26 protein-coding genes, 1 tRNA gene and 2 pseudogenes are annotated in these 25,934 nt (G+C 68.0%); 15 read left to right on the forward strand and 14 right to left on the reverse strand.

The features are described from left to right. Nucleotides 1-395 precede the first annotated feature (395 nt). Nucleotides 396-1,103, forward strand: a complete 708-nt coding sequence (locus C1I93_RS05210) for an alpha/beta fold hydrolase (protein ID WP_111242072.1) — start codon at nucleotides 396-398, stop codon at nucleotides 1,101-1,103. A gap of 127 nt (nucleotides 1,104-1,230) precedes the next feature. On the opposite strand, the gene C1I93_RS32255 is transcribed toward C1I93_RS05210, so the two are convergent. Next, on the reverse strand, nucleotides 1,231-1,356 hold the full coding sequence (locus C1I93_RS32255) for a hypothetical protein (protein ID WP_018828300.1): 126 nt from the start codon (nucleotides 1,354-1,356) through the stop codon (nucleotides 1,231-1,233). Between the two features lie 176 nt (nucleotides 1,357-1,532). Between C1I93_RS32255 and C1I93_RS31370 the strand changes: the two genes are divergently transcribed. Continuing rightward, a complete protein-coding gene (locus C1I93_RS31370; protein WP_181445016.1) occupies nucleotides 1,533-1,709 on the forward strand; it encodes a hypothetical protein in 177 nt (58 codons plus the stop codon). Next, nucleotides 1,682-2,173 (forward strand): annotated as a pseudogene (locus C1I93_RS33040) (LysR substrate-binding domain-containing protein); the annotation flags it as partial. The gene C1I93_RS31370 and the pseudogene C1I93_RS33040, both read left to right, overlap by 28 nt. 117 nt (nucleotides 2,174-2,290) lie before the next feature. Here the strand turns inward: C1I93_RS33040 and C1I93_RS05225 are convergent. Next, nucleotides 2,291-2,947, reverse strand: a complete 657-nt coding sequence (locus tag C1I93_RS05225) for a TetR/AcrR family transcriptional regulator (RefSeq protein ID WP_181445017.1) — start codon at nucleotides 2,945-2,947, stop codon at nucleotides 2,291-2,293. Between the two features lie 98 nt (nucleotides 2,948-3,045). Here C1I93_RS05225 and C1I93_RS05230 point away from each other — a divergent pair, with 98 nt between their 5' ends. The 3 genes from C1I93_RS05230 to C1I93_RS05245 all read left to right on the forward strand — a co-directional run bounded on the left by C1I93_RS05230 (nucleotide 3,046) and on the right by C1I93_RS05245 (nucleotide 6,735). After that, entirely contained in the window at nucleotides 3,046-4,026 is a 981-nt protein-coding gene (locus C1I93_RS05230; protein WP_111242073.1) for a quinone oxidoreductase family protein, read from the forward strand. 56 nt (nucleotides 4,027-4,082) lie between these two features. After that, entirely contained in the window at nucleotides 4,083-5,741 is a 1,659-nt protein-coding gene (locus C1I93_RS05235; RefSeq protein WP_212808535.1) for a CocE/NonD family hydrolase, read from the forward strand. 403 nt (nucleotides 5,742-6,144) lie between these two features. Beyond that, on the forward strand, nucleotides 6,145-6,735 hold the full coding sequence (locus C1I93_RS05245; protein WP_111242076.1) for a DinB family protein: 591 nt from the start codon (nucleotides 6,145-6,147) through the stop codon (nucleotides 6,733-6,735). Between the two features lie 416 nt (nucleotides 6,736-7,151). Here the strand turns inward: C1I93_RS05245 and C1I93_RS05250 are convergent, their stop codons facing one another. Further along, entirely contained in the window at nucleotides 7,152-7,391 is a 240-nt protein-coding gene (locus C1I93_RS05250) for a hypothetical protein (protein ID WP_111242077.1), read from the reverse strand. Next, a complete protein-coding gene (ybiA, locus tag C1I93_RS05255) occupies nucleotides 7,384-7,959 on the reverse strand; it encodes a riboflavin biosynthesis intermediates N-glycosidase (RefSeq protein ID WP_111242078.1) in 576 nt (191 codons plus the stop codon). Before ybiA ends, C1I93_RS05250 begins: the two co-directional genes overlap by 8 nt. 457 nt (nucleotides 7,960-8,416) lie before the next feature. On the opposite strand from ybiA, the gene C1I93_RS05265 reads away from it, so the two are divergent. After that, nucleotides 8,417-9,877 carry an SDR family NAD(P)-dependent oxidoreductase gene (locus C1I93_RS05265; protein WP_111242080.1) on the forward strand — a complete coding sequence of 487 codons (1,461 nt, stop codon included), beginning with the start codon at nucleotides 8,417-8,419 and terminating at the stop codon, nucleotides 9,875-9,877. Nucleotides 9,878-9,979: 102 nt separating this feature from the next. Here C1I93_RS05265 and C1I93_RS05270 read toward each other — a convergent pair whose 3' ends face one another. Continuing rightward, nucleotides 9,980-10,618: a DUF6624 domain-containing protein gene (locus C1I93_RS05270; protein ID WP_212808534.1), complete on the reverse strand. Its 639-nt coding sequence runs from the start codon at nucleotides 10,616-10,618 to the stop codon at nucleotides 9,980-9,982. A 434-nt stretch (nucleotides 10,619-11,052) separates the two neighbouring features. Between C1I93_RS05270 and C1I93_RS05275 the strand changes: the two genes are divergently transcribed. Continuing rightward, a complete protein-coding gene (locus tag C1I93_RS05275) occupies nucleotides 11,053-11,259 on the forward strand; it encodes a hypothetical protein (RefSeq protein ID WP_111242081.1) in 207 nt (68 codons plus the stop codon). 102 nt (nucleotides 11,260-11,361) lie between these two features. Here C1I93_RS05275 and C1I93_RS05280 read toward each other — a convergent pair whose 3' ends face one another. Beyond that, nucleotides 11,362-12,330: a leucine-rich repeat domain-containing protein gene (locus C1I93_RS05280; protein ID WP_111242082.1), complete on the reverse strand. Its 969-nt coding sequence runs from the start codon at nucleotides 12,328-12,330 to the stop codon at nucleotides 11,362-11,364. Between the two features lie 84 nt (nucleotides 12,331-12,414). Here C1I93_RS05280 and C1I93_RS05285 point away from each other — a divergent pair, with 84 nt between their 5' ends. Then, the gene (locus C1I93_RS05285; RefSeq protein WP_111242083.1) at nucleotides 12,415-12,693 is read left to right on the forward strand and encodes an Imm32 family immunity protein; all 279 of its coding nucleotides are present in this window, start codon (nucleotides 12,415-12,417) and stop codon (nucleotides 12,691-12,693) included. 25 nt (nucleotides 12,694-12,718) lie between these two features. On the opposite strand, the gene C1I93_RS05290 is transcribed toward C1I93_RS05285, so the two are convergent. The 5 genes from C1I93_RS05290 to C1I93_RS05315 form a co-directional block, all read right to left on the reverse strand. Next, nucleotides 12,719-13,258, reverse strand: coding sequence for a hypothetical protein (locus C1I93_RS05290; protein ID WP_111242084.1), 540 nt, complete (start codon nucleotides 13,256-13,258; stop codon nucleotides 12,719-12,721). A 451-nt stretch (nucleotides 13,259-13,709) separates the two neighbouring features. Continuing rightward, nucleotides 13,710-13,783 (reverse strand) — tRNA-Pro (locus C1I93_RS05295). 504 nt (nucleotides 13,784-14,287) lie between these two features. Next, nucleotides 14,288-14,878, reverse strand: a complete 591-nt coding sequence (locus tag C1I93_RS05305) for an MOSC domain-containing protein (protein WP_111242085.1) — start codon at nucleotides 14,876-14,878, stop codon at nucleotides 14,288-14,290. A 70-nt stretch (nucleotides 14,879-14,948) separates the two neighbouring features. Continuing rightward, nucleotides 14,949-16,064, reverse strand: coding sequence for a MerR family transcriptional regulator (locus C1I93_RS05310; protein WP_111242086.1), 1,116 nt, complete (start codon nucleotides 16,062-16,064; stop codon nucleotides 14,949-14,951). A gap of 42 nt (nucleotides 16,065-16,106) precedes the next feature. Then, a complete protein-coding gene (locus tag C1I93_RS05315) occupies nucleotides 16,107-16,832 on the reverse strand; it encodes a TetR/AcrR family transcriptional regulator (protein WP_181445018.1) in 726 nt (241 codons plus the stop codon). A 31-nt stretch (nucleotides 16,833-16,863) separates the two neighbouring features. On the opposite strand from C1I93_RS05315, the gene C1I93_RS05320 reads away from it, so the two are divergent. Then, nucleotides 16,864-18,006: an FAD-dependent oxidoreductase gene (locus tag C1I93_RS05320; protein WP_111242087.1), complete on the forward strand. Its 1,143-nt coding sequence runs from the start codon at nucleotides 16,864-16,866 to the stop codon at nucleotides 18,004-18,006. Further along, nucleotides 18,003-18,560 carry a dihydrofolate reductase family protein gene (locus tag C1I93_RS05325; RefSeq protein ID WP_111242088.1) on the forward strand — a complete coding sequence of 186 codons (558 nt, stop codon included), beginning with the start codon at nucleotides 18,003-18,005 and terminating at the stop codon, nucleotides 18,558-18,560. Before C1I93_RS05320 ends, C1I93_RS05325 begins: the two co-directional genes overlap by 4 nt. Before the next feature lie 120 nt (nucleotides 18,561-18,680). On the opposite strand, the gene C1I93_RS05330 is transcribed toward C1I93_RS05325, so the two are convergent. Together C1I93_RS05330 and C1I93_RS05335 are read right to left on the reverse strand one after the other, a co-directional pair. Further along, nucleotides 18,681-19,586, reverse strand: coding sequence for an abortive infection family protein (locus C1I93_RS05330; RefSeq protein WP_111242089.1), 906 nt, complete (start codon nucleotides 19,584-19,586; stop codon nucleotides 18,681-18,683). Between the two features lie 255 nt (nucleotides 19,587-19,841). After that, nucleotides 19,842-20,918, reverse strand: coding sequence for a helix-turn-helix domain-containing protein (locus C1I93_RS05335; protein WP_111242090.1), 1,077 nt, complete (start codon nucleotides 20,916-20,918; stop codon nucleotides 19,842-19,844). Between the two features lie 467 nt (nucleotides 20,919-21,385). On the opposite strand from C1I93_RS05335, the gene C1I93_RS31375 reads away from it, so the two are divergent. Beyond that, entirely contained in the window at nucleotides 21,386-21,745 is a 360-nt protein-coding gene (locus tag C1I93_RS31375) for a hypothetical protein (protein WP_181445019.1), read from the forward strand. Between the two features lie 1,462 nt (nucleotides 21,746-23,207). Here the strand turns inward: C1I93_RS31375 and C1I93_RS32260 are convergent. Continuing rightward, nucleotides 23,208-23,367 (reverse strand): annotated as a pseudogene (locus tag C1I93_RS32260) (site-specific integrase); the annotation flags it as partial. 243 nt (nucleotides 23,368-23,610) lie between these two features. Here C1I93_RS32260 and C1I93_RS05345 point away from each other — a divergent pair. The 3 genes from C1I93_RS05345 to C1I93_RS05360 all read left to right on the forward strand — a co-directional run bounded on the left by C1I93_RS05345 (nucleotide 23,611) and on the right by C1I93_RS05360 (nucleotide 25,703). Next, nucleotides 23,611-24,810, forward strand: coding sequence for a helix-turn-helix domain-containing protein (locus C1I93_RS05345; RefSeq protein ID WP_223256737.1), 1,200 nt, complete (start codon nucleotides 23,611-23,613; stop codon nucleotides 24,808-24,810). Nucleotides 24,811-25,176: 366 nt separating this feature from the next. Next, on the forward strand, nucleotides 25,177-25,410 hold the full coding sequence (locus C1I93_RS05355) for a hypothetical protein (RefSeq protein ID WP_223256736.1): 234 nt from the start codon (nucleotides 25,177-25,179) through the stop codon (nucleotides 25,408-25,410). Next, nucleotides 25,407-25,703: a hypothetical protein gene (locus C1I93_RS05360; RefSeq protein WP_111242093.1), complete on the forward strand. Its 297-nt coding sequence runs from the start codon at nucleotides 25,407-25,409 to the stop codon at nucleotides 25,701-25,703. Before C1I93_RS05355 ends, C1I93_RS05360 begins: the two co-directional genes overlap by 4 nt. Nucleotides 25,704-25,934: the final 231 nt, after the last annotated feature.

The raw sequence follows: 25,934 nt of genomic DNA on the forward strand, positions 1-25,934 counted from the left end.
CCCGGCGGGAGACCCGGCGTGCGCCGTTGCCGTCGGAGACGCTGACCACGTCGGCGGTGAACAGCCGCTCCAACGCCGTCAGGTCGCCGGTGCGGGCGGCGGTCAGGAAGGTGGCCAGCAGCCGCCGCTGGACGTCCTCCGGCACCGGCATCCTGCGGTCGCCGGCGACGTGCCTTCGCGCCCGGCTGACGAGCTGGCGCACGGCCGGTTCGGTCGACTGCAGGGGCGTGGGCGCACCCCCATGAAGATCGTCGCCGCCTCCTCGAGATCGCCCACGCCGACCCTCCCGAAGATCGTCTCCGTAGCCAGACTAACGCCCTGTCACATACCTCGGGGCCGTCTGGTCCTCGTATCGACAGCCAGCGCAAGACCTCCACCCGAGAGAGGAAAAGCCCATGTCCACCATCGTTCTCGTCCACGGTGCCTTCGCCGAATCCGTCAGCTGGAAGGGCGTCGTCGAGAGGCTGGCCGCCGTCGGCCACGACGTCGTCGCCGTCGCCAACCCGCTGCGCGGCCTCGCCGGCGACGCCGCGTACGTCCGCGACATGATCGCCAGCCTCGCCGGCCCGGTCCTGCTGGTCGGCCACTCGTACGGCGGGATGGTGATCACCGAAGCGGCCGCCGGCAACGACGCCGTCACCGGGCTCGTCTACGTCTGCGCCTTCGCCCCCGACACCGGTGAGTCCGCGCTCGAGCTGTCCACCCGGTTCCCCGGCAGCACCCTAGGCGCCGCTCTGACCGCCTACCCGGTCTCGACCGGCGGCAACGAGTTCGCCATCCGCAAGGACGCCTTCCACCGTCAGTTCGCGGCCGACGTGCCCGCCGAGCAGGCCGCCGTGATGGCCGCGACCCAGCGCCCGGTCACCGAGGAGGCACTTTCCACCGGTCTGGTCACCGAGAAGCCGGCTTGGCGGACCATTCCGTCCTGGTTCGTCTTCAGCGACCGGGACCTCAACATCCCCGTCGCCCTCCACCGGTTCATGGCGGAGCGCGCCGAGGCGCGCGGCGTACGCGAGATCCCCGGCGCCTCCCACGCGCTCAGTGTTTCCGAACCCGTCGCGGTCACCGAGACGATCCTCGGGGCCCTCGGGCATCGCTCGTAGCCGAAAGTAGTGCGCCGTTTCGGATGCCTACGTGCAAAGAGGTCACTGCATGGCGGTGGCTGGCGGGTGATCGAACGAGACCGGGCAGAGGAGAATGTACAGGGCATAGCCCAGGGCCCCGGCAAAGTCAGGTGATGCCGAGTAGCGCCAGCGGGCGGGTGCTGTCGCGGGCGTGATGCCGGTTGGCGGCGGCGATGTTGGTGACTCCGGTCAGGCGTAGGGCGCCGATGGCGGCGTTGCGCAGAGCGGCCATGACTTCGGGGCCGGTGCCGGTGCGGATCTGGCTGCGGATTCACGTCGCCAGTTGTGCTGGTTTCGCCTGATGGACGTGGAGATCGGTGATGGCGCAGACGGTCTCGGTGGTGACCGTTTCGGCTGGTCCAGGCCACCAGGAACGGCACGCCGAGGCCGGCGGAGATGCCGTACAGGGTGACCATCAGCCCGGCGGTGCCGACCGATATCTCCAGGCTGCTGCTGATCGCACTAAGCAGACCGACCGGCATCAGCTCGGTGGTGACGAAGGTGAACAGGCTGGCAGTGATGACGGCAACACCCAACATGACCTCGCGGTCGGGCGCGTGCGCGGTCGCCTCGCCGTTGGCCTGATCCCCACCGTCGCCGCCGTCGATCTGCCGCAGGCCCTCCGCGACTTCCGTTGTCGCTACCCGGGCGTACGCATCAGCCTCCGGGTCGGCGCCAGCGAGGAACTCGTCGAACAGGTCAGGCAGGGGGCGATCGAGGTCGCCTTCCTCGGCCTGCCGACCACCGCCCGGCCCCGAGGGGTACACGCCCGTGCCCTGGCCCGCGACCGGCTCGTCGCCGCGGTCTCGCCGGATCATCCGCTCGCCGACGAGAGCGCCGTCGACCTGGCCCGGCTCGTTGGTGAGGTCTTCGTCGACCTGCCCGCGAAGACTGCCGGCCGTATCCAGTCCGACCAGGCTTTCGCCGCCGCCGGCCTGACCCGCGACGTGGCCTTCGAGGTGACCAGTGCCTACCTGATGACCCGGCTCGTCGCGCAGAACCTCGGAGTAGCGCTCCTGCCGTCCGCATACGCTCCCCAGCTCACCGGCGTGACCACCATCGAAATCACCGACGCCCCGACCCGCGTCGAGTACGTCATCTGGAGCCGCGTGGCAGCGCCGGGTGGGCCGCGTGACCGGCTCCAGCCGGCCGCGCGGCCGTCCCCATCAGGTGGCAGTGAGCGTCTCGGCCAGTCCGACAGCGGTCGACTGCAGCAGCAGTTGGAGCCGGGGACGGAAGTCGAAGGCGACGTGGCCCCATTCCGGCACCTGCTCATACAGCGACGCGAGGGTGGGAGTGGGGTTCGACACCTGCCAGAAGTTGGCGGCGAAGGCGAGTGTGGCCGCCAGCAGCGCCTGGATCTGGTCGACGGTCATGCTGCTCGCCCGGTCCAGGGCGGCCACGATCTCGTCGTAGGCGGCGAATGCCTTGGTCTTGTACTGCCGGGCGCGCTCGATGTCGACGTCGCCTTCCAGGCTCAGCGTCACGTGGGTCAGCAGGTCGCAGAAGACCGGCAGGGACGCGATGGTGTCGGCCAGCACCAGAGCCACCTCGCGCGGCCCGAGGCCGTCGCTGTCGCGTACCTTGTCGGTGATCGCCGCGCTCCACTGCTGCCAGCCGCGTTCGGCCAGTTCGAGAAGCAACTCCTCCTTGCTGGCGTAGTAGCGCCGCACCCCCGTGCGGTGCAGGCCGGCTCGCTCGGTGACCGGGGCCAGCGTCACGAACCGGACGCCACCCCGCTCGAGGGCCACCGCTTCGGCGGCCACCAGCAAATCCTCGGAACGACGCTGCTTGTCATCGATCGATCGTGCCCGCTGACGCATGACCCCACCATAACGCACCTTGCGCTGCGCTACGTCTTCCGCATATGCTGACGCCACTTAACGCTACACAGAGTGCGTTAAGTGGGGAGGGAGCCGCCATGAAGGCTGTACAGGTAACTGAGTTCGGCGAGGCGAAGGTCCTGGCGCTCACGGAGCTGCCGGACCCCGAGCTCGGGCCCGGCCAGGTGGCGATCGACGTGACCCACGCCGCGGTCGGGCTGATCGACGTCTACCTCCGGCAGGGGCTGTACGACGGCGTGCCCGGTCTGCCGCAGCCGCCGTACGTCCCTGGCCTCGAGGTCGCCGGCACGGTCCGGGCCCTCGGCGAGGGCGTCACCGATCTGACGATCGGCGAGAAGGTGGTGACCCTGTCGGCGTCGGCCACCGGCGGCTACGCATCGGTGTATGTCAGCGACCGGGCCAGGGTGCTGTCGACCCAAGCCTACGACCTCGACCCCGCGCTGGCGGTGGCCGTCGTGCCCAACGCGCTGATGGCCCATGTCGCTCTCACCGGCCCGATCCAGCTGCACCCGGGGGAGCGGGTCCTGGTGCACGGGGCGTTCGGCGCGCTCGCGGCGGCGTTCCCCGGTGTCGCCAAGCAGCTCGGGGCGTCCCGGGTGGTCGGCACTGTCCGCAATGATCGGGTGGCCGCGGCAGCCACCAGCAGGCTGCCGTACGACCAGATCGTCGACTCGGCCACCATGCTGAGCGTCCTCGGCGACGAGAAGTTCGACGTGGTCGTCGACCCGGTCGGCGGGCAGGTCCGCACCGAGAGCCTGCAACTGCTCGCCCCGGGCGGCCGGCTGCTGCTGGTCGGCAACGCCAGCGGCGAGTGGGAGCACGGCGTCAACGGCAACACGATCTGGCAGGGCAACTTCATCGTGGCCGGCTTCAACGCCGGTGGCTACCTGCCGGCGCACCCGGAAGCCGTCCCCGCCGCCGCGGCCGCCGCCCTGACCGCCGCGTCCTCCGGGCTCGCCGACACCGAGATCGAGTTGCTGCCCCTCGCGCAGGCGGCGACCGCTCACCAGCGACTGCAGGAGCACACGGCCCAGGGCCGCGTCGTCCTCGTCCCGTGAGACCGCTTCACCCCTCGGCCCCCGCACCGCCTCGTCCTAATCAACAGGAGACCATCGTGAGCACCCGCCCCAAGAATAATTTCGTCCCGAAACTGGCCGGTCGGCTCGGGCAGCGAATGCTGAAGCTTCCGCCGGCCGTCACCCGCGAGGTGACGGTGGAACGGGACATCCCGATCACGGTCGAGGACGGGGTCACCCTGCTCGCCGACCACTGGGCGCCCGCGGGCTCCGCCGGCATCCCGCTGGAGCAGCTGCCCACCGTGGTGGTGCGGACCGCGTACGGGCCGGGTGGCCCGCTGGGGTGGATGTACGGCCGGGCCATCGCCGAGCGCGGCATGCATGTGCTGATGGTGCGCAGCCGGGGCACGTTCGGCTCCGGTGGCACGTTCCTGGCCATGCGGCACGAGCGGGAGGACGGGCTGGCCACCTTGCGCTGGCTGGCGGACCAGACGTGGGCCAAGGGCGGCGTGGTGCTGGCCGGCTCCAGCTACTTCGGTTACACCCAGTGGGCGGTCGCCGCTGAGGCGCCGGTGCAGGTCAAAGCCATGGTTCCGCACATCACGTCGTCGCGGCTGGCGCTGACCCTGCTGCGTCCCGGTCGTTTCGAGCTCGACACGCTGACCAACTGGGTGTGGAACACCGAGACGCAGGAGCGACCGCGGGCGTTGCTGCGGTCCATGCTGGGCCTGGACCGTAAGCGCGTCGCCGCGGCGATGAACACGCTCCCGTTGACCGGTGTGGACAAGGCGCTGCTCGGTCACGAGTCGCCGTTCTTCCAGGAGACGTTGCGTTATGACCAGAACGACCCGTACTGGAAGGACGAGGACCACAGCGGCGCCGTCGGTGACGTGACCGTGCCGGTCAGCTCGATCACCGGGTGGTACGACATCTTCCTGACCGACCAGCTGCGCGACTTCCAGGCCCTGGCCGCAGCCGGCCGCAACCCCCGGCTGACCGTCGGCCCGTGGTGGCACGCCGACCCCATGGGCATGGGCGCCGCGATCGAGCAGGTGGTTGATTGGGGGGCCGCGCTCGCGCGAGGAGAGCAGCCGGCCGACCGGGCGCCGGTGCGGTTGTTCGTGATGGGTGTCGGGCAGTGGCGTGACTTCGACCAGTGGCCGCCGGCGGGGTACCCGCAGCAGCGCTGGCACCTGCGTTCCGGCGGTGCGCTGGAGCGGGGTGTGAACCCGGCCTCGCCGCCGAGCACCTTCACCTACGACCCGAACGACCCGACCCCGTCGGTGGGCGGGCCGAAGCTGGACGGTAACGGTCCCGGCCCCAAGGACAACCGGCCGCTGGAGAAGCGGGCGGACGTGTTGACCTTCACCTCACCGGTGCTCGAGTCCGACCTGGAGGTCGTCGGGCAGGTCACGGCGCAGGTGTGGCTGCGTGCCGACCGGCCCAGCAACGACCTGTTCGTCCGGCTGTGCGACGTCGACGAGCGCGGCAAGTCGATCAACGTGTGCGACGACCTGGTCACCGTTCGGCCCGACGGCACGACCGAGGTGACCGTGGAGCTGTCACCCACCGCGTACGTCTTCCGGCGCGGTCACCGCCTGCGCGTTCAGGTGTCCGCCGGGGCGTTTCCCCGGTTCGCCCGCAACCTCGGCGGGGACGAGCCGGTCGCGACCGCCACGACCGTCCACGTCACCCACCTCGAGATCCTGCACGATGGCGACCACCCCTCCGCGATCCTGTTGCCGGCGAAGGCCTGAACCCTGTCCTCAGTCGGTGGTGTCGCCTGCCACCATGATCGCCACCCTCCGCGTCCCCACCAGCGGCACCATCCGTGCTCATCATGGACGAGCCGTCGTCCGTCCTCCACCCCCGCGCCGAGGACGCCCTCTTCCAGGCCATCCGGGACCGGCGGGGGCTCGGCATCACGATCCTGATCACTCACCGGCTGGCCAACGTCCGGCATCTCCGTAAAACTCGCCAGGGCACGTCTGTTCGCGTTCCCGCCCCGACTCCGACCTACCAGCCGCACGGGACCGACTATCGATGTCCGATGGCAAGCACGCAGCGGCAGATGCGTAGAACGGCCGGTCCAGCCGGGTGCTGATCTTGCAGGCAACGCCTCGCAGAAATGGCTCGGGCGCATAAGGAAGACTGGCAGGCATGGCTGATCTGGGCGACCCGAAGGCTGCGCTGCACCACTACCTCCAGGCGACTCGCGACAACCTGATCTGGAAGCTCGACGGGCTGAGCGAACGCGAGGCCAGGCTGCCCCGCACCGCGACCGGCAACAACCTGCTGGGAGTCCTCAAGCACTGCCTCAACGTCGAAGCCGGCTACTTCGGGCCTGTCTTCGGGCGGGAGTTCCCGATGCCTGAGGAACTGGTCCCCATGCAGGCGTTCGAGGAGGACCCGCAGGCAGACTGGTACGCGCAGGAGGGCGAGACGAAGAATGGGCTGATCAACCTGTATCGCCGTGTCGGGGTGTTCGCGGACCAGACGATCGAACAGCTACCCCTTGACGCGCCAGGGCAGGTGCCGTGGTGGCGCCCAGGCGAACAGGACGTGACGCTGCACAGGATCATCATCCACGTGACCACCGACCTCGCTCGTCACGCCGGTCACGCCGACATCATGCGCGAGCAGCACGACAGGGCGATCGGCTTGCGGCGGGAGAACTCTGGCGTCCCCCACGACTACGACTGGCCGGCGTACGTCACCAAGCTGACGAAGCTCGCTGACCGGTTCGGTTAACCACCCCGGTCCCCCCTCGATACAGGCAGAGAGGCCAGTATCCGCTCATCGGCATGAGCGTGTACCGCGTCAGGTCGTGGAGGCGCGTCCGGCTGAGGGAGGCTCGTGTGCAAAGACGGGTCCCGAACGCCTGGTTCGGGACCCGTCAAGTTCGGCTGCGCGTCAGTCGAGCGGGATGACGTCGATCAGGCCTAATCCGGGTTGATGATCGATTTATGTCGATTCGGACACGGTAACCCCCACCAAAGCCGTTCATGTTTCGAGCGGTTCGGGTGGGGGTCGTTGCTTTTGGCGTGGGATTCGTGCTGGCATCGGCTGGCGGTTGAGAACTGCTGTGCGCCGGGGTCAGAGGTCAAGCCCTGACGATGCCGGTACGCGGGATCGGTGATCGCGGCATAGTCGGCGGACAGTTGCGGTCAGTTCCTGGTTGCCGCGCCCCCAGCCCTGGTCCCATTCGTCCACGATGACGTGTAGGTCGGTGAACGGGCTGCGCCAGATCTCGTCGAGGTCCCGGTGCCGTCGAGTCCGGCGAGTTCACGCAGCGCCGGCCCGTCGTGTCCGGTGGTGAGCCAGTCTGCCGCGTACCAGGGCACTCGCTCGACGTCGAGGTTGCCCAGCGTGTGTTCGGCGGTGACCAGGTGCGGTGGCTTAGCCATCGGCCGGTTCCTGTTCGTGCATGGTGGCGCGGGTTTGCATGAGTGCGAAGCCGAGCAGGTTCAGGCCGCGCCAGCGTGTGGGGTTGGTGGCGTGGGGGTGGTCGGCGGCCAGGCCGATGCCCCAGATCCGGTCCAGCGGGCTGGCTTCCACGAGCACCCGTTTGCCGGTGGCGAGCAGGTAGGTGCGCAGCGCGGGGTGTTGGCCGAACTTCGCCATGCTTGCGGTGACCACGATCTCGTAGCGGTGCTGCTCCCACGTCTGCTGGTCGAAACCGGTGACTTGCCGGCCCAGCGTCTTTGCCGCGTGCGGGTGCGTTGTCGTCAGGATCTTGGCGGCTGTGGGATGGTCGTCGAAGAGGGTGGCTTTGCGCCACATCATGTAGTGCTCGGCGGTGGCGAAGCGCCGGCCGTCGATGGTGAAAGGTGCCGGCCACCACTGGCTCAGGCATCCGGCCCCGATGCCGCCGTCGCGCTGCGGCCGGTGGCCCCAGAACAACAGGAACTTCACCCGGGCCCCGGTACGCATCACGGCGGTCAGGTCGGCGACGCTGTTTGCTGACGTGACCATGCGTGCGAGTGTGCGGCAGCAGTGGGTGTCACCGCATCGTCAATACCGCGCGCCGATCTCGGTCACCTCGCTGACGACGTCACGCTCGTCGAAGGGTGCTACAGGCTGATCGGGGCGCAGGACCACGCGTGGTCGATGATGGCCTCGGCGGTGCCGGATCGGCCGGCGGGCCAGAAGATCAAGTCGCTGAGGTGCGGACATCCCGTCCGGCGGGTGAGGCCGTCCAGCCACCAGGAGACGGTTCGTGTGTCGTCGCCGCAGGTGGTCAGTAGGGTGCGTACCACGGTGGTCGCGGCGTCCTTGGTGAGCGGCTCGGGCAGGCGCGACCTCTGCGGTCTTCGGGCTGGTGAACAGGCGCGGGGATGCGTCGGAGGCCGCGGGGTGCGTACAGTTCCGGGTCGGACTTGGGATGGGCTGGATAGATCCGGCGCAGGGAACGGGAGGAGACAGCGACGGCATGACGGCGGACAAGATTGCGGATACCGGTCAATACCGCATTGACCCGGCCCGGCTGGAGACCTGTCTCAGCGTCTTCGAGGCGTTGGAGGACCTGCCTCCCGATCACCCCGACGTGGTGCGGGTGCAGCGGGCCACCGCGAAGCTCTATAAAATGATCAAGCAGCGGCGACGCGAGGAACGGCGGGATGCCATCGCGGCGGCCGACGGCGCGGTGACGGCGGCCACCGCCACCGGCGCCCCGGGTCGGATCGACGATGAAACCCAGGGCAACCCGCTCGTCTCCCCCACCGTGGGTGCCACGGCCGGTGTCCTGCACAAACCGCGCGGCTGCTACATCTGCAAGCAGCGCTACCGCGAGGTGGACGCCTTCTACCATCAGCTCTGCCCGCCCTGCGCCGCACTGAACCGGGAGCGCCGGAACGCCCGCACCGACCTGACCGGCCGGCGCGCGCTGCTCACCGGCGGCCGGGCGAAGATCGGCATGTACATCGCGCTGCGGCTGCTGCGCGACGGCGCGCACACCACGGTGACCACACGGTTTCCCCACGACGCGGTCCGTCGATTCGCCGCGATGTCCGACAGCGGGGAGTGGCTCCACCGCCTGCGGATCGTCGGGATCGATCTGCGCGATCCCGCACAGGTGATCGCGCTCGCTGACTCGGTCAGCGGCCAGGGACCACTCGACATCCTGATCAACAACGCGGCGCAGACCGTCCGCCGCACGCCTGCCGCGTACGCGCAACTCGTCGCCGCGGAGACGGCGGCACTGCCGGACGGCCCGCTGCCGGAAATGATCACGTTCGCCAAACCGGCCGGCCGGGGCGGCCCGGCGGGCAGCCTGATCGCCGCACCGAACTCGCCCACCATCACCCCGCACGCGCTCACCGCGCTGGCGCTGACCAGCGGCTCCGCCTCGCCGGAACGGATCGCGGCAGCCAACGCCATCGACGCCGGCGGTCTGGTGCCGGACCTCGACCCGGTCAACAGTTGGGTGCAGCGGGTGCACGAGGTGGACCCGGTCGAGCTGCTCGAAGTGCAGCTGTGCAACGTGACCGCGCCGTTCGTGCTGGTCAGCCGACTGCGACCGGCGATGGCCGCAGCGACCGCCCGCCGCAAGTACGTGGTGAACGTGTCGGCGATGGAGGGCCAGTTCGCCCGCGGCTACAAGGGGCCAGGGCATCCGCACACCAACATGGCCAAGGCCGCGCTGAACATGCTGACCCGGACCAGCGCCCAGGAGATGCTGGCCGACGGCATCCTGATGACCAGCGTCGACACCGGCTGGATCACCGACGAGCGGCCTCACCCGACGAAGATGCGGCTGGCGGACGCCGGCTTCCACGCCCCGCTGGACCTGGTCGACGGCGCGGCCCGCGTCTACGACCCGATCGTCCGCGGCGAACAGGGCGAAGACCTGTACGGCTGCTTCCTCAAGGACTACACACCCTGCGCCTGGTGATCGGCGCGGCCAGGCCGGCGCGGGTACGCCCTTGCGGGCGACCTCGGCCATCGCACCCCTCATCGAGCCCTTCCCTGAGCGGCGGTGCCGCCCGGATGCCGGTCAGTGCCGTCGATGGTCCTCCGATTCTTGTTGGCGTAGCTGGTCGGCGTACTCGTCGAAGGGGCCGAGTCCGACGCTGCGGCGTCGTTCGTCGAGGTGTTGGGGGTCTTCGATCGGTTGGGGCTGGAGGGGGCCGGTGCCGTCGGGCCCGTACCAGAACTGGGTTCCGTAGCGTTGTGGTCTGCCCTCGGCGCGGAGGATGCGGTCGGTGAGGTAGGCCAGGTGAGACGGTTCGGCCTCGCCGTCTCGTACTGCCTGTTCGAGCAGGCCAAGGCAGCGGCGTTGGAGATCCGGGTCGCGGTCGGCATGTTGCGCGAGCAGCCAGGCGGCGGTGGCGGCGTCCTTTCCGACGTCGCCGCGTCGAGGCCAGCCATGTCGGTCGATGATCTGTGTGAGCCATCTGGTGTTGTCGGTGTCGATCTCCTGTAGCCGGGCCCAGAGGTCGTCACCGGACACCCGGTCGGTGGCCTCGGACCGTGCCTGTTGGTCTCGGTCCATCCGCTCGATCAGCTCGGCGGCGAGTTCTCCGTGCCTGGTCACGATTTGCCCGGCGGTCTGGTGCCGCCGCCCCGGATCGGCCTGCCGGCCGACCAGGTTCGGTTGGTGGTCCTGCGGAAGCCCGTCCGTCTCGTACCCCATTCCCGCCTCCACGGCTGAACGTGATCAACCCAGCCTATTGGGCCTGTGGGGGCTGTTGCCTGGGCCTGGTAGCGGACCACAGTCGATGTCCTAGGATGGTTTGCGGGATGTGCGCCAGAGCTGTGGCGTTGGTTGCGGTGAACTCGGCGTCGGCATTGGCCGTGGTGCGGGCGACGAGCGCCGAGGCACCTGCCAGCCCCGTCGAGGTGGCCCCGGCCCTGAATTCGCCGTCACGCTCCGTCACGGCAACTTCGGGTGCTTGGACGGTGCCCTGGTTGGATTACCTTGGCGAGGGCTCTGCCGTGACGGATGGTCTACCCGGGCAGTCGGTCCCGACTCGGGTCGGCCTACCCGCTACCGTCTTCGTATCGCGGCGGCCCCGCTTCCAGATCCGCAGCGAATAGCCCAGTCCTGAACAGCACGAGGAGACACCGATGACGGACCCCACCAGCGGCGCCGATCCCACCGCTGACGCCGAAGCGGGAACGGAGGAGCAGCCGCAGCCCTTCGAGAACCGGGCGGCACGCCGGTCCAAGGGCAAGGCCACCGCCAACCACATCGGGGGTACCGCGAGCCGCGCCCACGGCCGCCCCGGCACGGTGCAGAGCCCTCGCCAGTACGGCAACCGTCGAAGCGGCTGATCTTCGGACCTCTGCGTCGGCCTCCAAACAGGCCGTGACCCGTCGGGTGGCGCGTGAGTCGCGGCAGATCCGGACGCGGTTTATGGCGGGCTTGCGTCTGGGTCACCGCATTCGGAGGAGGCCGTGCACCGTGGTGAAGTCCGTGTCGGCGCGTGGTGGTGTCCGGCGGAGCAGGCGTTTGGCGTCGTGGTTACGGCGTTCGGTACCGAGACCGACGCTGACGTGTTCGAGCGTGGGATGATCGACGAAGGGAATGAACGCCTCGATCGGCAGCCGTGATTCGGTGACCATAAGTTCCCGAAGTCGGGGTGCGGCCGCGAGACCCTGCAGCGATGCCGGATGCCGAAGGTGACGCATCTCGGTGCAGTCGACGCGTAGCAGCGTGCTGCAGGCGGCGAAGTCGGGGAGGTGGTCCAAGGTGAGGGCGTCCAACCACAGCCACTGCAGGGCGGGCAAACGCGTCACCGCGTCGAGGTTGGCGATTTTGCGGACCGCACGCACTGCGAGGTAGCGGAGGGTGGGCACGCAGGCTAGCCACTCGGTGCTGGTCAGTGAGCCGAGCGTCAGCGCCAGTGACTGCAGATCGGGCAGGGCCATGACGGGCAGAACCTGGTCTACGGGCAGTCGCCACAGCGCCAGTCCACGCAGACCAGGATTGGCGTTGAGCAGGTCTGGCAGTCCACGTCGGTGCGCCACGATTCGCAGCTGACGAAGTCCCTGAAACGCGGCGACCGGAGCGAGATCAAGAGGCGTGCGGGTCTCGCCGAGGTCGAGGAACTCGACCTCGGCGCTCAACTGCTGTAGAGGCGTCAGATCGGTCAGGTGGTGCAGACCAGCAATGCTGAAGCGACGCAGATACGGGAACCAACGCAGCAACCGCAGCGTCACGAGTTCCTCATCAGAGCCGTAGACGCGCAGAGTCACCCGCGGATGGTCCGATAGAAGCGCCGCAAGCGACCGATAATCCACCTCGGGCATCGGCTGGCTGATCTGAACGACGTCAGCATCACCGAACCCGCCGCGACACCGCCGCACGTCGAACAGGCTTGACACTTCCACCACACGCCCCATGACCCGTGATCCTTCCTCCCGGCCAACTGGGAACGATCATCCCTGTATGAGCGGAAGTCGTGCTCCTCAGGCAAGATGCCTGCCATGACCGACAACTCTCTTTCCGTCCCGGCGTATGACCCCGCGATAGGCGTCGTGGCGCCGGCCGAAGGCGGCGCTGTCATCGTCGAGATCGTCAACGGCTCGGTCGAAATCCTCGGCGACCCTGCTGGTCTACGGGACCTCGCGCGAATGTGCCTTGCGTTGGCAGACTCCCGTGTACCGGACGGGGCACACATCCACCTCGACGCCGGCATCAACCCGCTTGATCTCGGTTCTGCTTCCCTCATGCTTGCCCGCCACACGACGCCGTCGGGGTCGTAGTCGCTATCCGCGGCAAGTCCGGAAGCTATAAGTCGAACGTGAGGTTCCACTGCGCAGGCAGGGTGCTGCCGCACAGAGCGCACGTGAAGTCGTCGTCGCGCACGATGTTGCGCTCGCGACAGAACGGGCAACGCCGGAAGACGATCCGGTCGGTGAAGTCACCGGGATGCGGTATCCCGACTCGGTCGAGCGCCTTGGCCACAGCATGCCAACAGTCCGGGTCGGGGCAGTAGCCAGTCGACTGGTTGGTTATCTCGACGACGCGCCATCTGGTGCCCACGGAGGCAAACGCCATCTCACCGGCGGCGAGTACGTCCCGCCCGCCCGCGAGGGCAATGTGTTCACTGCGTCGCGGTGCCAGGTTGAGCACGCCGTCGAGAGCAACGACGAACGTGACCGGCTCGGCGAGTTCTCCACGGTCACGCCCGGCCAGCCACGCGTCAAGCGAGGCAACCGCATCCACCGCGACAACGTCGACCGCGACCACCCGATTGCGGAGTTCGGCCGGACCGACATAGGCATACCGTCTGCTTTGCACCATGACCTTCCGAGCGGCAGTGGACATACGCCGTGTCCTTCGTGTCCGTGCGTAACACCTGCCCGGATGGCAGCCCGCCGGGCAGTCTCATTGGCAGGCGAGCACAGCGCCGCCGCAGACGGGAGCCGAGGACGGGAGGCACCAGATGCTCCGACCTAGCCGGTGGTGCCTCTACGCGGCCTCTCGGCCTGCCACTTTCGGATGGTGTCGGGTTGCCAGGCCGGGGACCGGCCGAACATCCGGTCGGGCGCGGGAGCCTGCCCGCGTGAGACGTAAGAGGCCCAGGTGGCGCGACTGATCGGGGCACCTAGCGACGCGAGGTAGGTGCGTACGTGGTCCGTCGTCCACCAGTCGGCGGGCAGGTCAGCGTCAGTCATCAGTGCGGGACGTCAAAATCAGCAAAAGCCTACCATCCTACTACGAACTAGAGGCCGTTGACCAGGGTTTTCACCCCAGTTGACGGCCTCTTTTCGTGCTGTCGGGACGGCCGGATTCGAACCGACGACCCCTTGACCCCCAGTCAAGTGCGCTACCAAGCTGCGCCACGTCCCGATGCCATCGCTAGGTCTTCCCCGCGACAGCCGGTACAGCTTAGCGCAAGATCCGTCTCGCGTCGCACAGGGCCCTGCTGGTGGCGTTGTGCGGCCGTATCTCCCGGTTCGCTGGTGTCAGCGGGGCTCCGGGGACCGGGTTTCGCTTCGTGTCCGGTCCCCGGGTCACCGTCGCCGCCGTCTCTTCCAGGTCGACAGGCAGGCCATCATCGTCACCTGCCGGCGCGGCGCAGCATCGCGTCTGTCTCGGGATCGGGCATCAGTTCCCGCACCTCCTGCGGCGCAGCGGCAGACGCAGGCGATCTTGGCAGCCCAGGTCAGCGCCTCTTCGCGTGAGGCTACGTCGACGACCGTGAACCCGCCGATGACCTAAGGGCCGTCGGTGACCTTCCCGTCTGTGGCCACGACGTTCGCCTGTTGGCGTTCGAGCCCCGCGCCGAACACGAACACGCCGGCGTCCACCGAACGACTCGCCGCGGATTCGACGCCGTGCCGGGAGGATATTTTACGGGATCTCCGCCGCCGGGAGCTGGCGTACGGTGTCGCCGGTCTTGATCGTCGCGCCGACGAGCACCCGGGCGTTGAGGCCGCGCAGTCGCAGCCGCTTGCCTTCCTCGGTCCAGACGATCTTGTGGGCGTCGCGGCCGAACCGGGCGGCGAACTTGGCGCAGCCGGTGTGTGGCTGGTCGGTCACCTCGATCACGGCCCGGTCGCCGATGGCCAGGCGGGTGCCGGCCGGCAGGGCGTCGACGCTCAGGTCGAGATCCAGGTAGAGCTGATCTCCGGCGAGCGCCCAGGCGTCCCGGTCAGGACCCGCGATCAGTTCGACGAAACGGGAGTTGATGACGTTGAGCTGCATGTCGGGGTGCGGTGACCGGTCGGGCGTCCGCGAGCTGGGCCGTTCACTCCAGCTGTCGCCGATCAGCCCGGCGTCGGGGTCCAGCTCGGCCTGGGAGAGGACCTCCCGGTCGCCGACGGCGGGTCGACGTACGGCCAACGCCAGGGTGCCGACGTCTCGGGGGGAGCGCTGCACGAGGTGCAGCCCTGCCATGATCTCGTCCATGGAGCGATGACGCACGGTGCGGGAGTCTGCCACGCTCCGACTGTGCCCCACGCGCATCGACGGCGTCCAAACTATTCTCGAAACGCGAGATCACCTGGCCGGTTCAGGCGATGAGCAGGCGGAGGCCGAGTTCCGCGGCGTCGAGGGCGACCAGGTCGCGGTTGCGCTCGGCCCACCGGCCCGAGGAGAGGTCTTCGCGGAGGGTGCGGACCGCCCGTTGCTCGGCCTGTGGCCCGACTCTGGCCCACACCGACACCGCCCGGCGTACGTGGTCGTCCAGGTATGCCTCGGGTCGGCGCCAGTGCGCCTCGAAGAAGCCGTCAGTGCAGTCCCACGGGACGAGCACCGGCTCCGCGTGGCCGCCGATCGCGCGGGTCAGGTCGGCCAGGGACGGCCAGCCGACGAGGAGGTCTGCGAACTCGGGGAGGTAGTCGCGGGTGAGCCAGAACCGGTGCCGCCAGCCGGTGTCATCGGCGTCGTACGTGAACACCACCACCCGGCGGGCCACCCGTCGCATCTCCCGCAACCCGGCGACCGGGTCGGGCCAGTGATGGACGGTGCTGACCGCCATCGCGGCGTCGAAGGACTGGTCCGCGAAGGGCAGGCTCTCGGCGGCGGCAGCCAGGCAGGGCGCCGCGCCCACCGGACGCAGGGCCCGCATGACCGCCGACGGTTCCACCGCCGTGACGTCGCGGTCGGGTGGTTCGTACGATCCGGTGCCGGCTCCCACATTCAGCACGGTTCGCGCGTCTCCCAGCGCCGCCCAGATGCGTGCGGCGATCCGTGGCTCGGTGCGCCGCGTCGCGGGATAGGCGGATCCGATGACGTCGTACAACTGTGCGCCGAACACCGTCAGTTTCTCCTCCGGAGTCGTCTGGATTCCCATCGCCCGGGCCTGGAGTTCCCGGTCTATGGCCGTCACCATGGCGGCGGCCTGCTCGCGCTGGTCCACCAGCAGCCCGCGCAGCCGGCACAGGTGCGCGACCGCGTCGGTGTCCGGGTCGTCGACCAGATCCGCGATCTCCCGCAACCCGAAGCCGAGCCGCCGGTAGGCGAGCACCTCCCGGAGCCGTTCCACATCGGCCGCGGAGTAGGCCCGGTGCCCGGCCGCGGTCCGGGTGGACGGCGCCAGGAGGCCGATCTCGTCATAGTGATGCAGGGTGCGGACGCTGACGCCGGCCAACTCCGCCACCCGTCCCACGGTCAGGTGCTCCTCCACGGCATCGACTATGTGACCTGACGCCGCGTGAGGAGCAAGTGCTCAGCGGCGCGGGTCACGGGTGATGCCGTCCAGGACGGTGGTCAGGTTGTGGTGGAAGGTCTCCTCGGCGTCGAGATGGGCGCCCTCGACGACGAGTCGGGCGACGGTGGGGTAGCGGCCGGTGTCGAGCATGCGGGTCAGGTAGGGCCCGAGGCTGGTCTGCCAGGCGGTCACGTCGGTGCCGGTGGAGCGGGCGGTGCGTCGCTCGGTGACCTCCGCGCGGAGCGCGCCGGTGAGGAAGGCGCTGAGCACGCTCAGCGCACGCTGGAGGTCGTCGATGCCGCGTACGCCAGGGGCCTGGCTGAGTGCCGCGGCGGTGGCTTCGCCGACGGCGAGCGCGTGGGGTCCCAGGCGGGGCCGTGCGCCGAGCAGGTCGGCGAACCATTCGTGGTCGAGGGCGGCGGCGCGGGTCCGGTGCACGATGGCCAGCACCGTGGCGCGCCACTCGGCAGGCTGGTCGGCCTCGGCGATCTCGGCGTACACGGCGTCGACCATCAGGTCGAGCAGTTCGGATTTGTTTGCCACGTAGTCGTAGAGCCGCATCGGACCGACACCGAGCGCTTTGGCGATCTTGCGTACGGAGAGGCCGTCGAGGCCGTGGTCGTCGGCGAGCCGGATCGCCGTGGCGGCGATCTTCGCGCGGCTCAGCGGCACGGGCGCCGCTCGCGGCTGAGGTTCGGGCCGTTCCCAGACCGGCAGCGGTGCGCTACCGTACGCCGTATCCATGAGATACAGCGTACGGTAAGCGGGGTTGATGATGCGAATAGCGATTGCCGGCGGTGGCCTCGGCGGCCTGACGCTGGCCCGGATCCTGCACCGGCACGGCATCGACCCAGTGGTGTACGAACGGGAGGCGAGCCGATCCGCGCGAGGACAGGGCGGATCGCTCGACCTGCACCCGGAGTCCGGGCAGAAGGCCCTGGCCGAGGCGGGTCTCGCCGGCCGGTTCCGGTCCGCGGCGCGGCCCGAGGGCGAGGAGCATCGCATCCTCGACCCGGCCGGACGCCTCCTCGTGCACCACAAGCCGCAACCCGGCTCGTTCGCCGGACGTCCCGAGATCGACCGGAGCGTACTGCGTGATCTGCTGCTGGACTCGCTCCCGGGCGACACGGTCGCGTGGCGGCATCGGCTCGTCGCGGCGACGCCCCGACCCGGCGGGGGATTCGGGCTGACGTTCCACGACGGCCAGCGGGCCGACTGCGACATCCTCGTCGGTGCGGACGGCGCCCGCTCGGTGGTCCGACCGCTGCTGACCGACGTGCAGCCCGCCTACGTGTCCACGGTGGTCGAGCTGAGCATCAGCGACGCCGACCGGTGCCATCCGGACCTCGCCGAGCTGGTCGGCCCCGGCAACCTGTGGTGCGTCGGCGTGAACCAGATCCTGTCCGCACAACGCCTCGGCGACGGCAGCATCCGGGTCGGGATCTCCGTGCACGCGGAGGATCGCGACCTCGACGGTTACCGCAGCAAGCGCACACTGCGGGAGATGTTCGACGGCTGGAACGCCCGCCTCACCGCACTCATCGAGGCCGCCGACGGCGGGCCGAGGCCGCACCGGATCGAAGCGATGCCCGCCGGCACCCGCTGGGCCCACCAGCCGGGGATCACCCTCATCGGCGACGCCGCGCACCTCATGCCACCGGTCGGCGAGGGCGCCAACCAGGCCATGCTCGACGCCGCCGAACTCGCCGGCGCACTCGCCGCCAACCCCGCCGAGCCGGACTCGGCGATCCGGGCGTACGAAGCGGCGATGTTCCACCGAGCCGAGCAGGTCGCCGAGATGTCCGCACGGGTCCAGGCGATGATGCTGTCGCCCACCGCGGCCGACGACATCGTCCGTTTCTTCACACTGCGACCCAAGCCGGCCGGTGCCCCGGATGCATCTAGCCTTGGCGGATGAATCGCGTCATCTACTCGGTCGCGTGCTCGCTTGACGGCTACCACACCGACGCCGAGGGCGACTACTCGTGGGCACTTCCGGACGAGGAGGTCATCGCCGCGCTCAACGCAGACGCCGCCACGGTGGCCACCTATCTCTACGGCCGGCGGATGTACGAGGCCATGGCCGGGTGGGAGACCGATCCTGCCTACGCCGCGCAGTCGGCGGAGTCCGCCGCCTACGCCACGACCTGGCAGGCCGCGCGGAAGGTGGTCTTCTCCACCACCCTGGCGGAGGTATGGACCCGGCACACGCGCCTGGAGCGGGCCCTGACCATCGAGGCGGTCGAGTCCGCGCGCGCCGCATCGGCCGGGGATCTGACGGTCGAAGGTCCGCACCTCGCGCACAGCGCCCTGCAACTCGGGCTCGTCGACGTGGTCGAGCTGCTGATGTGCCCGATCATCGTCGGCGGAGGCACCAGGGTGTTGCCGGACAAGGTGCGGACGTCGTTGTCGCTGCGGCGGGAACGTCGTTTCGGCAACGGCATGGTCCAGCTCACCTACGACGTCCGATAGTTCACACCGAAGAGGTCACTGGTTCGATCCCAGTATCGCCCACACAGCTCAGGCCACTTCCCGGCTTCGGGAGGATCTACCCGATTCCCAAGCTGAGGGTGGCCGTCCCGACCAAGGTCTTCATGCGCGCCAAGGCGCTTCGGGATCTCCGAGTGTCTCCAACATCAGGTTGCACCAAGTGGTGGCAGCCCCGGCGGCAAGACGGGCATGGCGTGGGCGGACCCATCCAGGGACCGAGTCCCGTCCGTGCCCCACACCAACCTGGTTGCGCAACTCAGTGACTCCTTGAGTCAGGCGAGACAGCGAACCAAGGATGGTCTTCAGCGCCTTTGCCTCTTCTGTCGTGTCGGCTACGCCGGCAGCATGGAGGCGTAGTGCCTGCTGTGCCTGCGCGACAAGTGCTGGGAGGTCATCCTTTGGGTTGTATTCGACGCCACGTTCTCGCAGGACGAGCTTTGCGGTACTTTCAACCAGGTCTTTTGCGACGCTGACCGCCAGCCGAGGGTCGGTGTCCACGCTGGCGGCGAGGCGCTTCAGATGCTCAGTGATGACGGCAGGGTCCGTAAGAGCGTTGAGAGCTGGTGCCACCACGGTGCCTGCGGGAACTTGCTCCTGCAACCGGTAAAGCCGCTGGAGCAGGGGCTCGAATGCCTCGCCGACCATCTGTCGACGAGCTGCCCATGATCCGTATCCGTCGTGTGCTAGCCAGTAGCTGCGAAAGGATGTGAAGTCCTGCCAGGGAACTTCGATCGCGAGGCCGAGCCGGGCGCAGGTCGCTCGCAGGGCTCGCAGGGCGAGGCGAGCCTCAGCGTCTGATAACCGCTCTCCTCCGCCCGTGCCAAAAGCCATAAAGTCGCTGTGTAGCAACAATGCGAGGGCTTCGGCCACATCCACATCATTAACGGCATCGACCGGACCTCGACGCAGCTGTTCCAGCAGCTCAGTCTTGAATTCGCTATCAACTGTAGGCCAGCCGCCGCCGAAGCTAGTGGAGGTCGTCGTCTCGAAAAGGTCGTCAGGCGTCATCGCAGGCTCTCCTTGGGTAAGGGGCGGCTGACGTTGTGATCACCATACGACGAGTTGAGACAGTAGTATCACCGGGCGTCTTTACCGAACAGCCAGCCTGCCGCTACCGACAGCAACGGTGACAGCAACAGGGCCGGACGTTGCGGGTCGGGCACGGCAGGCAGCGGACTACCGCCCGACGTCAGAGACGTGCACGGACCGTCTCGGACGGAGCGCCCAGAACTTACAAGCGAGGGGTCGAGCCTTCTTGGTGGGTCAGTGTTGCTGGCGGGCGGCTTTTTCGACTTCGCGTAGGACGAGTCCGAGGGTTTGGGAGCGGCGGTTTGCTGGTAGTGCTGTCCAGGCTTGTCGGGCGTGGGCCAGTCCTGCGGTTTGGTCGCCGGCTTTGGCCATCATGAGGGCGCGGTGTAGTTCGATGTGGGTGGCGAAGCGGGTGAGCGTGGCGGGGCGGAGTCGGTCGGCGTCGGTTTGGGCTTGTTCGCCGGTGCGGGTGAGGCCGAGTCGGGCGTAGAGCATGGAGCGGAATGTGGCCATGCGCCAGGCGGGTACGGCGGCGTCGGAGATTTCGTTGTCGGGTGATGCGGTCTGGTCGAAGACTCGTTGGGCGTCTTGGTCGGCGGCGATGGCTGCGGTGGTGTCGCCTCGTCCGGCGGCGACGTGTGCGCGGGCCATCAGGGCTTGGAGGCGGCCGAGTGATGGTCGGTCGGACAGGGCGAGTGCTTCGTCGGCGTAGCGCTGGGCGACGGGGAGTGCGGCTCCTTCGTAGGCGAGGGCGATGGCGGCTCGGCCGCGTACCCAGACGCGGACGGCGAGGTCGTCGGAGCGGTCGGCGGCGATGCGGGCGGTGTCGTACCAGCCGATGGCTTCAGCGGGGTCTTTGGTGGTTTTGCCGTAGGTGGTCAGGGCGCGGGCGGCGGTGGCCCACATGGTGGGGCTGTCGAGTTGTTGTTGGATGATCACTAGGTCGTTGGCGAGTCTGGTTTGTAGGGAGTCCGCGCCGATTTCCATGTAGTCGCGGCCGTACTGGTCGACGCGGTCGCGCCAGCGGTCGGCGCTGTCGCGGTGTCCGGCGAGGGCGGCGGTGAAGCCGTTGCGGATGAGGTCGTTGGCGGCGATCGGGCCGATGGTGGCGGCGAGGAGGTCTCTGCGTCTCACGTCGGCTTCTCCCAACGCTCGCGCGTAGGCGAGCACGATGTCCGGGGTGGCGTTCCGGCGTCCCGCTTCGACGTTGCTCAGGTGCGAGGCCGAGTAGCAGGTCCGCGCCGCGATGGAGGCGAGCGTTACGCCAGCCTCAACGCGAGCGTGCCTCAATTGCGCACCGAGGTCATCCATTCGAGTCCTTGTGAAAGGTCTTGAAAGCATCGAGTTGCTTCCGAGCGTAGTCGCGCGGCTACCAGAGTAGATCCCACGCGAGGCAGCGGCGAAGACACTGCGGAGGTGGGGATGAGCGACAAGGACTCCCGCGACAGCATCGGCGAGCACCATCCACACGTACTATGTGGTAGCCGGCAACACGCCAGTCCTCGTACACAACACGGGACCGTGCGACCCGGTGGACGCTTGGTCGTCTGGAACATTCGGAAGCGCTAAACAATCGGCAACGTATCACGTCGGTAAGCATGGTAAGGGGAGAATGCTAGCCGAATGCACAGATGAGGCGAAGAATCTGTGGGCTAGAACTCCCGAAGGAGATCGTATTCCTTGGAAACTGAGAGATGGCAGCGAAGGATGGAAGATCAGAGGTGGTTTCCGCGGAGGCGAGGGAATCTATACCAAGGACGGAAAGATCGTGACCTGGCATGACTGATTCATCTGACTTCCGGCACGCCTTCATGGTGTTCCGATCCGTGCCTTATCCGGCCTATCCACAACTAGTGGAGCTGCAAGATTGGAACTCCCTGCTTCTAACCATTGATGGGCACATCGCTGGATACGCATCTAAGGTCCATGATGGTCGAATGCGTGCACAAGATGTTCCAAATCTCGATCAACTTATTCTTGAAGTGAGTTCACTGGGGTCGTCGCTCGATCAGGTCGAGCCGGTGACAGATGAGGATCTCCAATCGATTGGTGACTATCGATTATACGTGGCGGCCCTGGGGCGTATGGTGTCGGAGCTTGGTGGTCTTGCTGATCAAGAACGGCGATCGACTGATTAGCGCGGAGTCATCGAGTCCGAAGTGTCGGCAATTACCGACCATAACGGCGCGTGGCGGGAGGGTGTCGGCGGCTGTCGAGGTTTGCTCGGGTTGCCGTCACCGTTGTCGTCGACGGCGAGGTATACATCCGAGGCAATCGATGTAATGTCTCTGCGTCGTGGTCGGACGTCAGATCTTCGCTGGCGTGCCGCATAGCAGCACGTCGACCGCCGCCGTCCCTCCGACCAAACCCAGGGCCATAACCCTGTCCGACCCCACCGGCCTCTACCCACTGGGGGAAACGAGGGCAACCTCAGGTCCTACCCAACCCCTGGCGGCGATAACAACGTCGTTGACCACCGGCCGTCGGATCCGAAGAATGGTGGTGGCGGGTCCGGTGGGACTTCCGGAAATAACGGTAGTGATATTGGACAGGCGACCTTGGGCGTAGAGCCTGGCGTCGAGGAAATCTGGACGCTCGACAAGGTCGCAAATCTGCTGTACGGGAAAAATCTTTCCGAAATTGAGCTCGGGACTTGGGAGCAAAGGCGGATTGTTTCCGAAGTCTGGTGTCACAACAATCCAGTACTTTGTGCGGAGTCTGATGCGGCCGGAGTTGAGGCAGGTGCTGAACTGATCGCCCAGCTTAGCGGATATGCTGACGCCAGGGACTGTGCAACAACGGGCAGTCGCTCGGCCTGCGCTTGGACCGCGGTAGCGCTCATCCCGGCCGGTAAGGTCGGCGGCATCCTCGGGAAGGAACTGATCCAATGGGTGCCTAGCTTCTTCCGAAAAGCCTGTAGCTTCAGCAGTGAGACAGAAGTGCTTCTGGCGGATGGCAGCACTAAGCAAATAGGAAACATCAAAGTTGGCGACCGAGTGTGGGCCACCAACCCGGAAACTGGCGAAGAGGGGCCTCGGTTCGTAACCCACCTATGGGTACATGACGATCAGCTTGTCGACCTCAGGTTCGAGAAGGGTCACCTGGTAACCACCGAGGATCACCAATTCTGGAACGAGACTGATCAGCAGTGGCAACAAAGCCAAACTTGGACTCGGGGGATCTGCTGCGGACCTCGTCTGGCGAGACGATCAAGGTCGCGGGCATCGACTGGAGCGCGGTCCCCCACCCGGTGACCATCGCCGAGGCGGGCAAGATCGTGAACCGCCCGGCGTTCCGGCGCGACGCCTCGAAGCGACACGCCAAGACGCGAGCCGACTACCGGAGATCGGGGAGCAACGTGGGAGCAACCGGGTGCGCTGAACGGCCCTGAACCGCACCCAACGGCGTCGAACGGCACTCAACTGCACCCACCACGACCTGCGGGTTCTCGTTTCTGCAGGTCAGAGTCGGCGCAGCGTCCCGCTTCACACCGAAGAGGTCACTGGTTCGATCCCAGTATCGCCCACGCAGCTCAGGCCACTTCCCGGCTCCGGGAGGTGGCCTTTCTGCTTGCGTACAGCAGCGAAGTACAGCAGTTTGTCATCGCGTCAGGGACTTGCCGAGGCGCTTGAGGTCGTCCCGGGTCGCCTGCGACGAGACCTGGGTGTAGATACTCCATCGTCACGGAGAAACGGGCGTGCCGGAGGATCTGCATCGCGACTCGCGGGTGGACATCGAGGTCGGCCAGGAGGGTGGCAAGCTGGACCTTCCCGGTCCGATCTGCGGGCGGTCTACCGCCTCGCCGGACGACGCGCCCAGAACTTGCAAGCGGGGGGGGCGATGTGATCCGTGGCCCGGGGTGTGCCAAAGGTCGGAAGCACTCGCCTGCCGGTGCAGCGTCGTGGTGGGGCGCGTCGAGACGGTGGGCGGGAGTACCGTCGACTGCGGTGGCCTGCCGGGTAGTGGTTGGTGGTCCGCTGCCCAGACCGCTACCTGGGAGACGATGATGAGCGATTCCGCGACCTTCGGTGCGCGCCTGCGGATGTATCGCGAGCGTGCGGGGAAGACTCGACCCGTTCTTGGTGGGTTGGTGGGGCGGAGCGCGGAGTGGGTCAAGGCGTTGGAGAATGGCCGGCTACTGCCGCCACGCCTGCCCATGCTGCTGCGGTTGGCCGAGGTGCTCGACATTTCCGATCTTGCGGATCTGACCGGTGATCAGTCGTTGCCGGTGGCGTCGGTGACCAGGGCGGGGCATTCCGAGGTCGGCAAGGTGGCGGCGGTGATGCAGCGAGCGTCGGTGCCGGTGGGCGAGGTGACGCCGGTTGTCGTGATGCGTGATCTGGTGGATCAGGCGTGGGCGTTGTGGCATCGGTCGACGACTGAGCGTACGGCGGTGGCGGCGGTGCTTCCCGGGTTGCTGACGGATGCGCAGCGAAGTGCCCGGATGCTCGACGGTGGGGACCGTCGGCTGGCGTTGGTGGAGTTGGCGCGGGTGTATCACCTGGTGCAGTTGTACTTGGCGCACCAGCCGTTGCCGGAGTTGGTGTGGCTGGCTGCCGACCGGGCGATGTCGGCCGCGCAGGACGCCGACGACCCGGCGGCGATGGCCGTGGCTGCCTGGTACTACGCGCACGTCTATCGGGGCGCGAACCAGGTGGATGCCGCCGAGCAGGTGCTGGTCGAGGCTGCGGGTTTGGTCGATCCGGCGGCGGGTGGTGAGCAGGTGGCGCGGTGGGGTCAGGTGCAGCTCGGTATCGCGTTGGGCCACAGCAAGGCTGGCCGGGCCGGTCGAGCGTGGCGGGCGTGGGATGGTGCCGACTCGGCGGCGAGGCGGCTCGGTGGTGGGTACGTCCATCCATGGCTGATGTTCGGATCGGTGGCTTGTGCGGCGTACGCGGTCACGATCGAGATGGACCTGTGTCGCACGGGTGAGGCGGTGCGGCGGGCCGACGCCACCGACTATCGGACGTTGCCTTCGCAGACCCGCCGGGCTGCCGCGCTGATCGATGCCGCGCGGGCGCACATGCTGGACCGTGGCGAGGTCGCGGCGGTGCACCTGCTCGGCCGGGCGCTGCGGGAGAGCGTCGACACCGTGAGACACAACCCGTACGCCCGCACTGTCGCCCTGGAACTGTCGAACCGGCCGGGCACTGTCGGTGAGGACGCCCGAGAGTTGGCCCTCGCCATCGGCATGATCGGGTAATCCTCCCTCAGGTACAAACTCTCCCCGCCGCCGCCGGTGACCACTCGTAGCGTTCCCGTCACTGGCGGCGGCGAGCCTGTGCCTGCTTGACACCCAGTAGAGCCGGACGGAGTCTCGTCGCCGCCCCCTGTTGCTCGATTGAGGGGGCGAGTCCGTGGGGATCTGGTCTGAGCTGTGTGCGTTGATGCGGTGGCTGTTTCGGCGGCCTCAGCCGCCGCCACCGCCCGGGACCGGGCAGCGGTACCAGGACGTTGAGCAGGCGGCGGCGCAGCAGCGGCTACTCGACCACGCGAGGCAGTTGCGGCGGTGCCAGGGCCATCACGAGGCAGCAGACCAGCTCAGTGCACGCCGACCGGAGGGCCTGCGGTGACCCGACGCGTGGCCAACTCGTCCGGCCGGTCAACCGTGAGCAGCCAGCGCGTCTCGTACGACGGCTACCTGTTCGTCACCGCGTTGACCTTCGCCCGGCGGCATCGGCCGGTGTGGTCCTGGCAGCACTGGCGGCGCATCTGCAACTGTGGCGCTGACCTGCCGTGCCGGGCCCGGCACCGGATACCGATCAATCGAGGGCACTGGCCGCAGGCGGAGGAGCAGCGTTGACCAGCCACGGCCCGGTGATGCCGATCTGGAGTTGCGGCGGCTGCGACCTGCCGTGGCCGTGTCCGACGCGGCGGCGTGAGCTGCGCGCGGAGTACGCGGACGCGCCGGTGTCGCTGTCCCTCTATCTCGGGGCCTACCTCATCCAAGCCGCCGAGGACATACCCTGGGCACCCGCCGGCACCCTGCACCGCCGCTTCATCGGCTGGACCCGGCAACCGCCGCAAGTACAGCAGCGAAGTACAGCAGCCCAGCCCGCCGAACCCGACCGCGACGAGCGCCACCAGGCCGGATGACCTCGTACGGCACCCAATAGCGAAGTACAGCAGCCCAGCCCGCCGAACCCGACCGCGACGAGCGCCACCAGGCCGGATGACCTCGTACGGCACCCAATGGGGCCGGCCTGCCGAGAGTTCACACCGAAGAGATCACTGGTTCGATCCCAGTATCGCCCACGCAGCTCAGGCCACTTCCCGGCTCAGAGTGCCGAAACGGACCACTGTCGCAGATCACCTGGCGGACGCGTG

Origin of the sequence: Micromonospora endophytica (assembly GCF_003236305.1) — a bacterium.
GTDB lineage: Bacteria > Actinomycetota > Actinomycetes > Mycobacteriales > Micromonosporaceae > Micromonospora > Micromonospora endophytica.

What these genes read in the sequence shown, in the direction of transcription:
- C1I93_RS05315 (WP_181445018.1), bottom strand. Translation starts at nt 16,832, where the DNA reads ATGGATACGGCGTACGGTAGCGCACCGCTGCCGGTCTGGGAACGGCCC.
- C1I93_RS05280 (WP_111242082.1), bottom strand. Translation starts at nt 12,330, where the DNA reads ATGGGGCGTGTGGTGGAAGTGTCAAGCCTGTTCGACGTGCGGCGGTGT.
- C1I93_RS32255 (WP_018828300.1), bottom strand. Translation starts at nt 1,356, where the DNA reads ATGGCCGCTCTGCGCAACGCCGCCATCGGCGCCCTACGCCTGACCGGA.
- C1I93_RS05275 (WP_111242081.1), top strand. Translation starts at nt 11,053, where the DNA reads ATGACGGACCCCACCAGCGGCGCCGATCCCACCGCTGACGCCGAAGCG.
- C1I93_RS05330 (WP_111242089.1), bottom strand. Translation starts at nt 19,586, where the DNA reads ATGACGCCTGACGACCTTTTCGAGACGACGACCTCCACTAGCTTCGGC.
- ybiA (WP_111242078.1), bottom strand. Translation starts at nt 7,959, where the DNA reads ATGGTCACGTCAGCAAACAGCGTCGCCGACCTGACCGCCGTGATGCGT.
- C1I93_RS05325 (WP_111242088.1), top strand. Translation starts at nt 18,003, where the DNA reads ATGAATCGCGTCATCTACTCGGTCGCGTGCTCGCTTGACGGCTACCAC.
- C1I93_RS05210 (WP_111242072.1), top strand. Translation starts at nt 396, where the DNA reads ATGTCCACCATCGTTCTCGTCCACGGTGCCTTCGCCGAATCCGTCAGC.
- C1I93_RS05250 (WP_111242077.1), bottom strand. Translation starts at nt 7,391, where the DNA reads ATGGCTAAGCCACCGCACCTGGTCACCGCCGAACACACGCTGGGCAAC.
- C1I93_RS31375 (WP_181445019.1), top strand. Translation starts at nt 21,386, where the DNA reads ATGACTGATTCATCTGACTTCCGGCACGCCTTCATGGTGTTCCGATCC.
- C1I93_RS05270 (WP_212808534.1), bottom strand. Translation starts at nt 10,618, where the DNA reads ATGGGGTACGAGACGGACGGGCTTCCGCAGGACCACCAACCGAACCTG.
- C1I93_RS05285 (WP_111242083.1), top strand. Translation starts at nt 12,415, where the DNA reads ATGACCGACAACTCTCTTTCCGTCCCGGCGTATGACCCCGCGATAGGC.
- C1I93_RS05245 (WP_111242076.1), top strand. Translation starts at nt 6,145, where the DNA reads ATGGCTGATCTGGGCGACCCGAAGGCTGCGCTGCACCACTACCTCCAG.
- C1I93_RS05345 (WP_223256737.1), top strand. Translation starts at nt 23,611, where the DNA reads ATGATGAGCGATTCCGCGACCTTCGGTGCGCGCCTGCGGATGTATCGC.
- C1I93_RS05320 (WP_111242087.1), top strand. Translation starts at nt 16,864, where the DNA reads ATGCGAATAGCGATTGCCGGCGGTGGCCTCGGCGGCCTGACGCTGGCC.
- C1I93_RS05265 (WP_111242080.1), top strand. Translation starts at nt 8,417, where the DNA reads ATGACGGCGGACAAGATTGCGGATACCGGTCAATACCGCATTGACCCG.
- C1I93_RS05290 (WP_111242084.1), bottom strand. Translation starts at nt 13,258, where the DNA reads ATGTCCACTGCCGCTCGGAAGGTCATGGTGCAAAGCAGACGGTATGCC.
- C1I93_RS05225 (WP_181445017.1), bottom strand. Translation starts at nt 2,947, where the DNA reads ATGCGTCAGCGGGCACGATCGATCGATGACAAGCAGCGTCGTTCCGAG.
- C1I93_RS05335 (WP_111242090.1), bottom strand. Translation starts at nt 20,918, where the DNA reads ATGGATGACCTCGGTGCGCAATTGAGGCACGCTCGCGTTGAGGCTGGC.
- C1I93_RS05230 (WP_111242073.1), top strand. Translation starts at nt 3,046, where the DNA reads ATGAAGGCTGTACAGGTAACTGAGTTCGGCGAGGCGAAGGTCCTGGCG.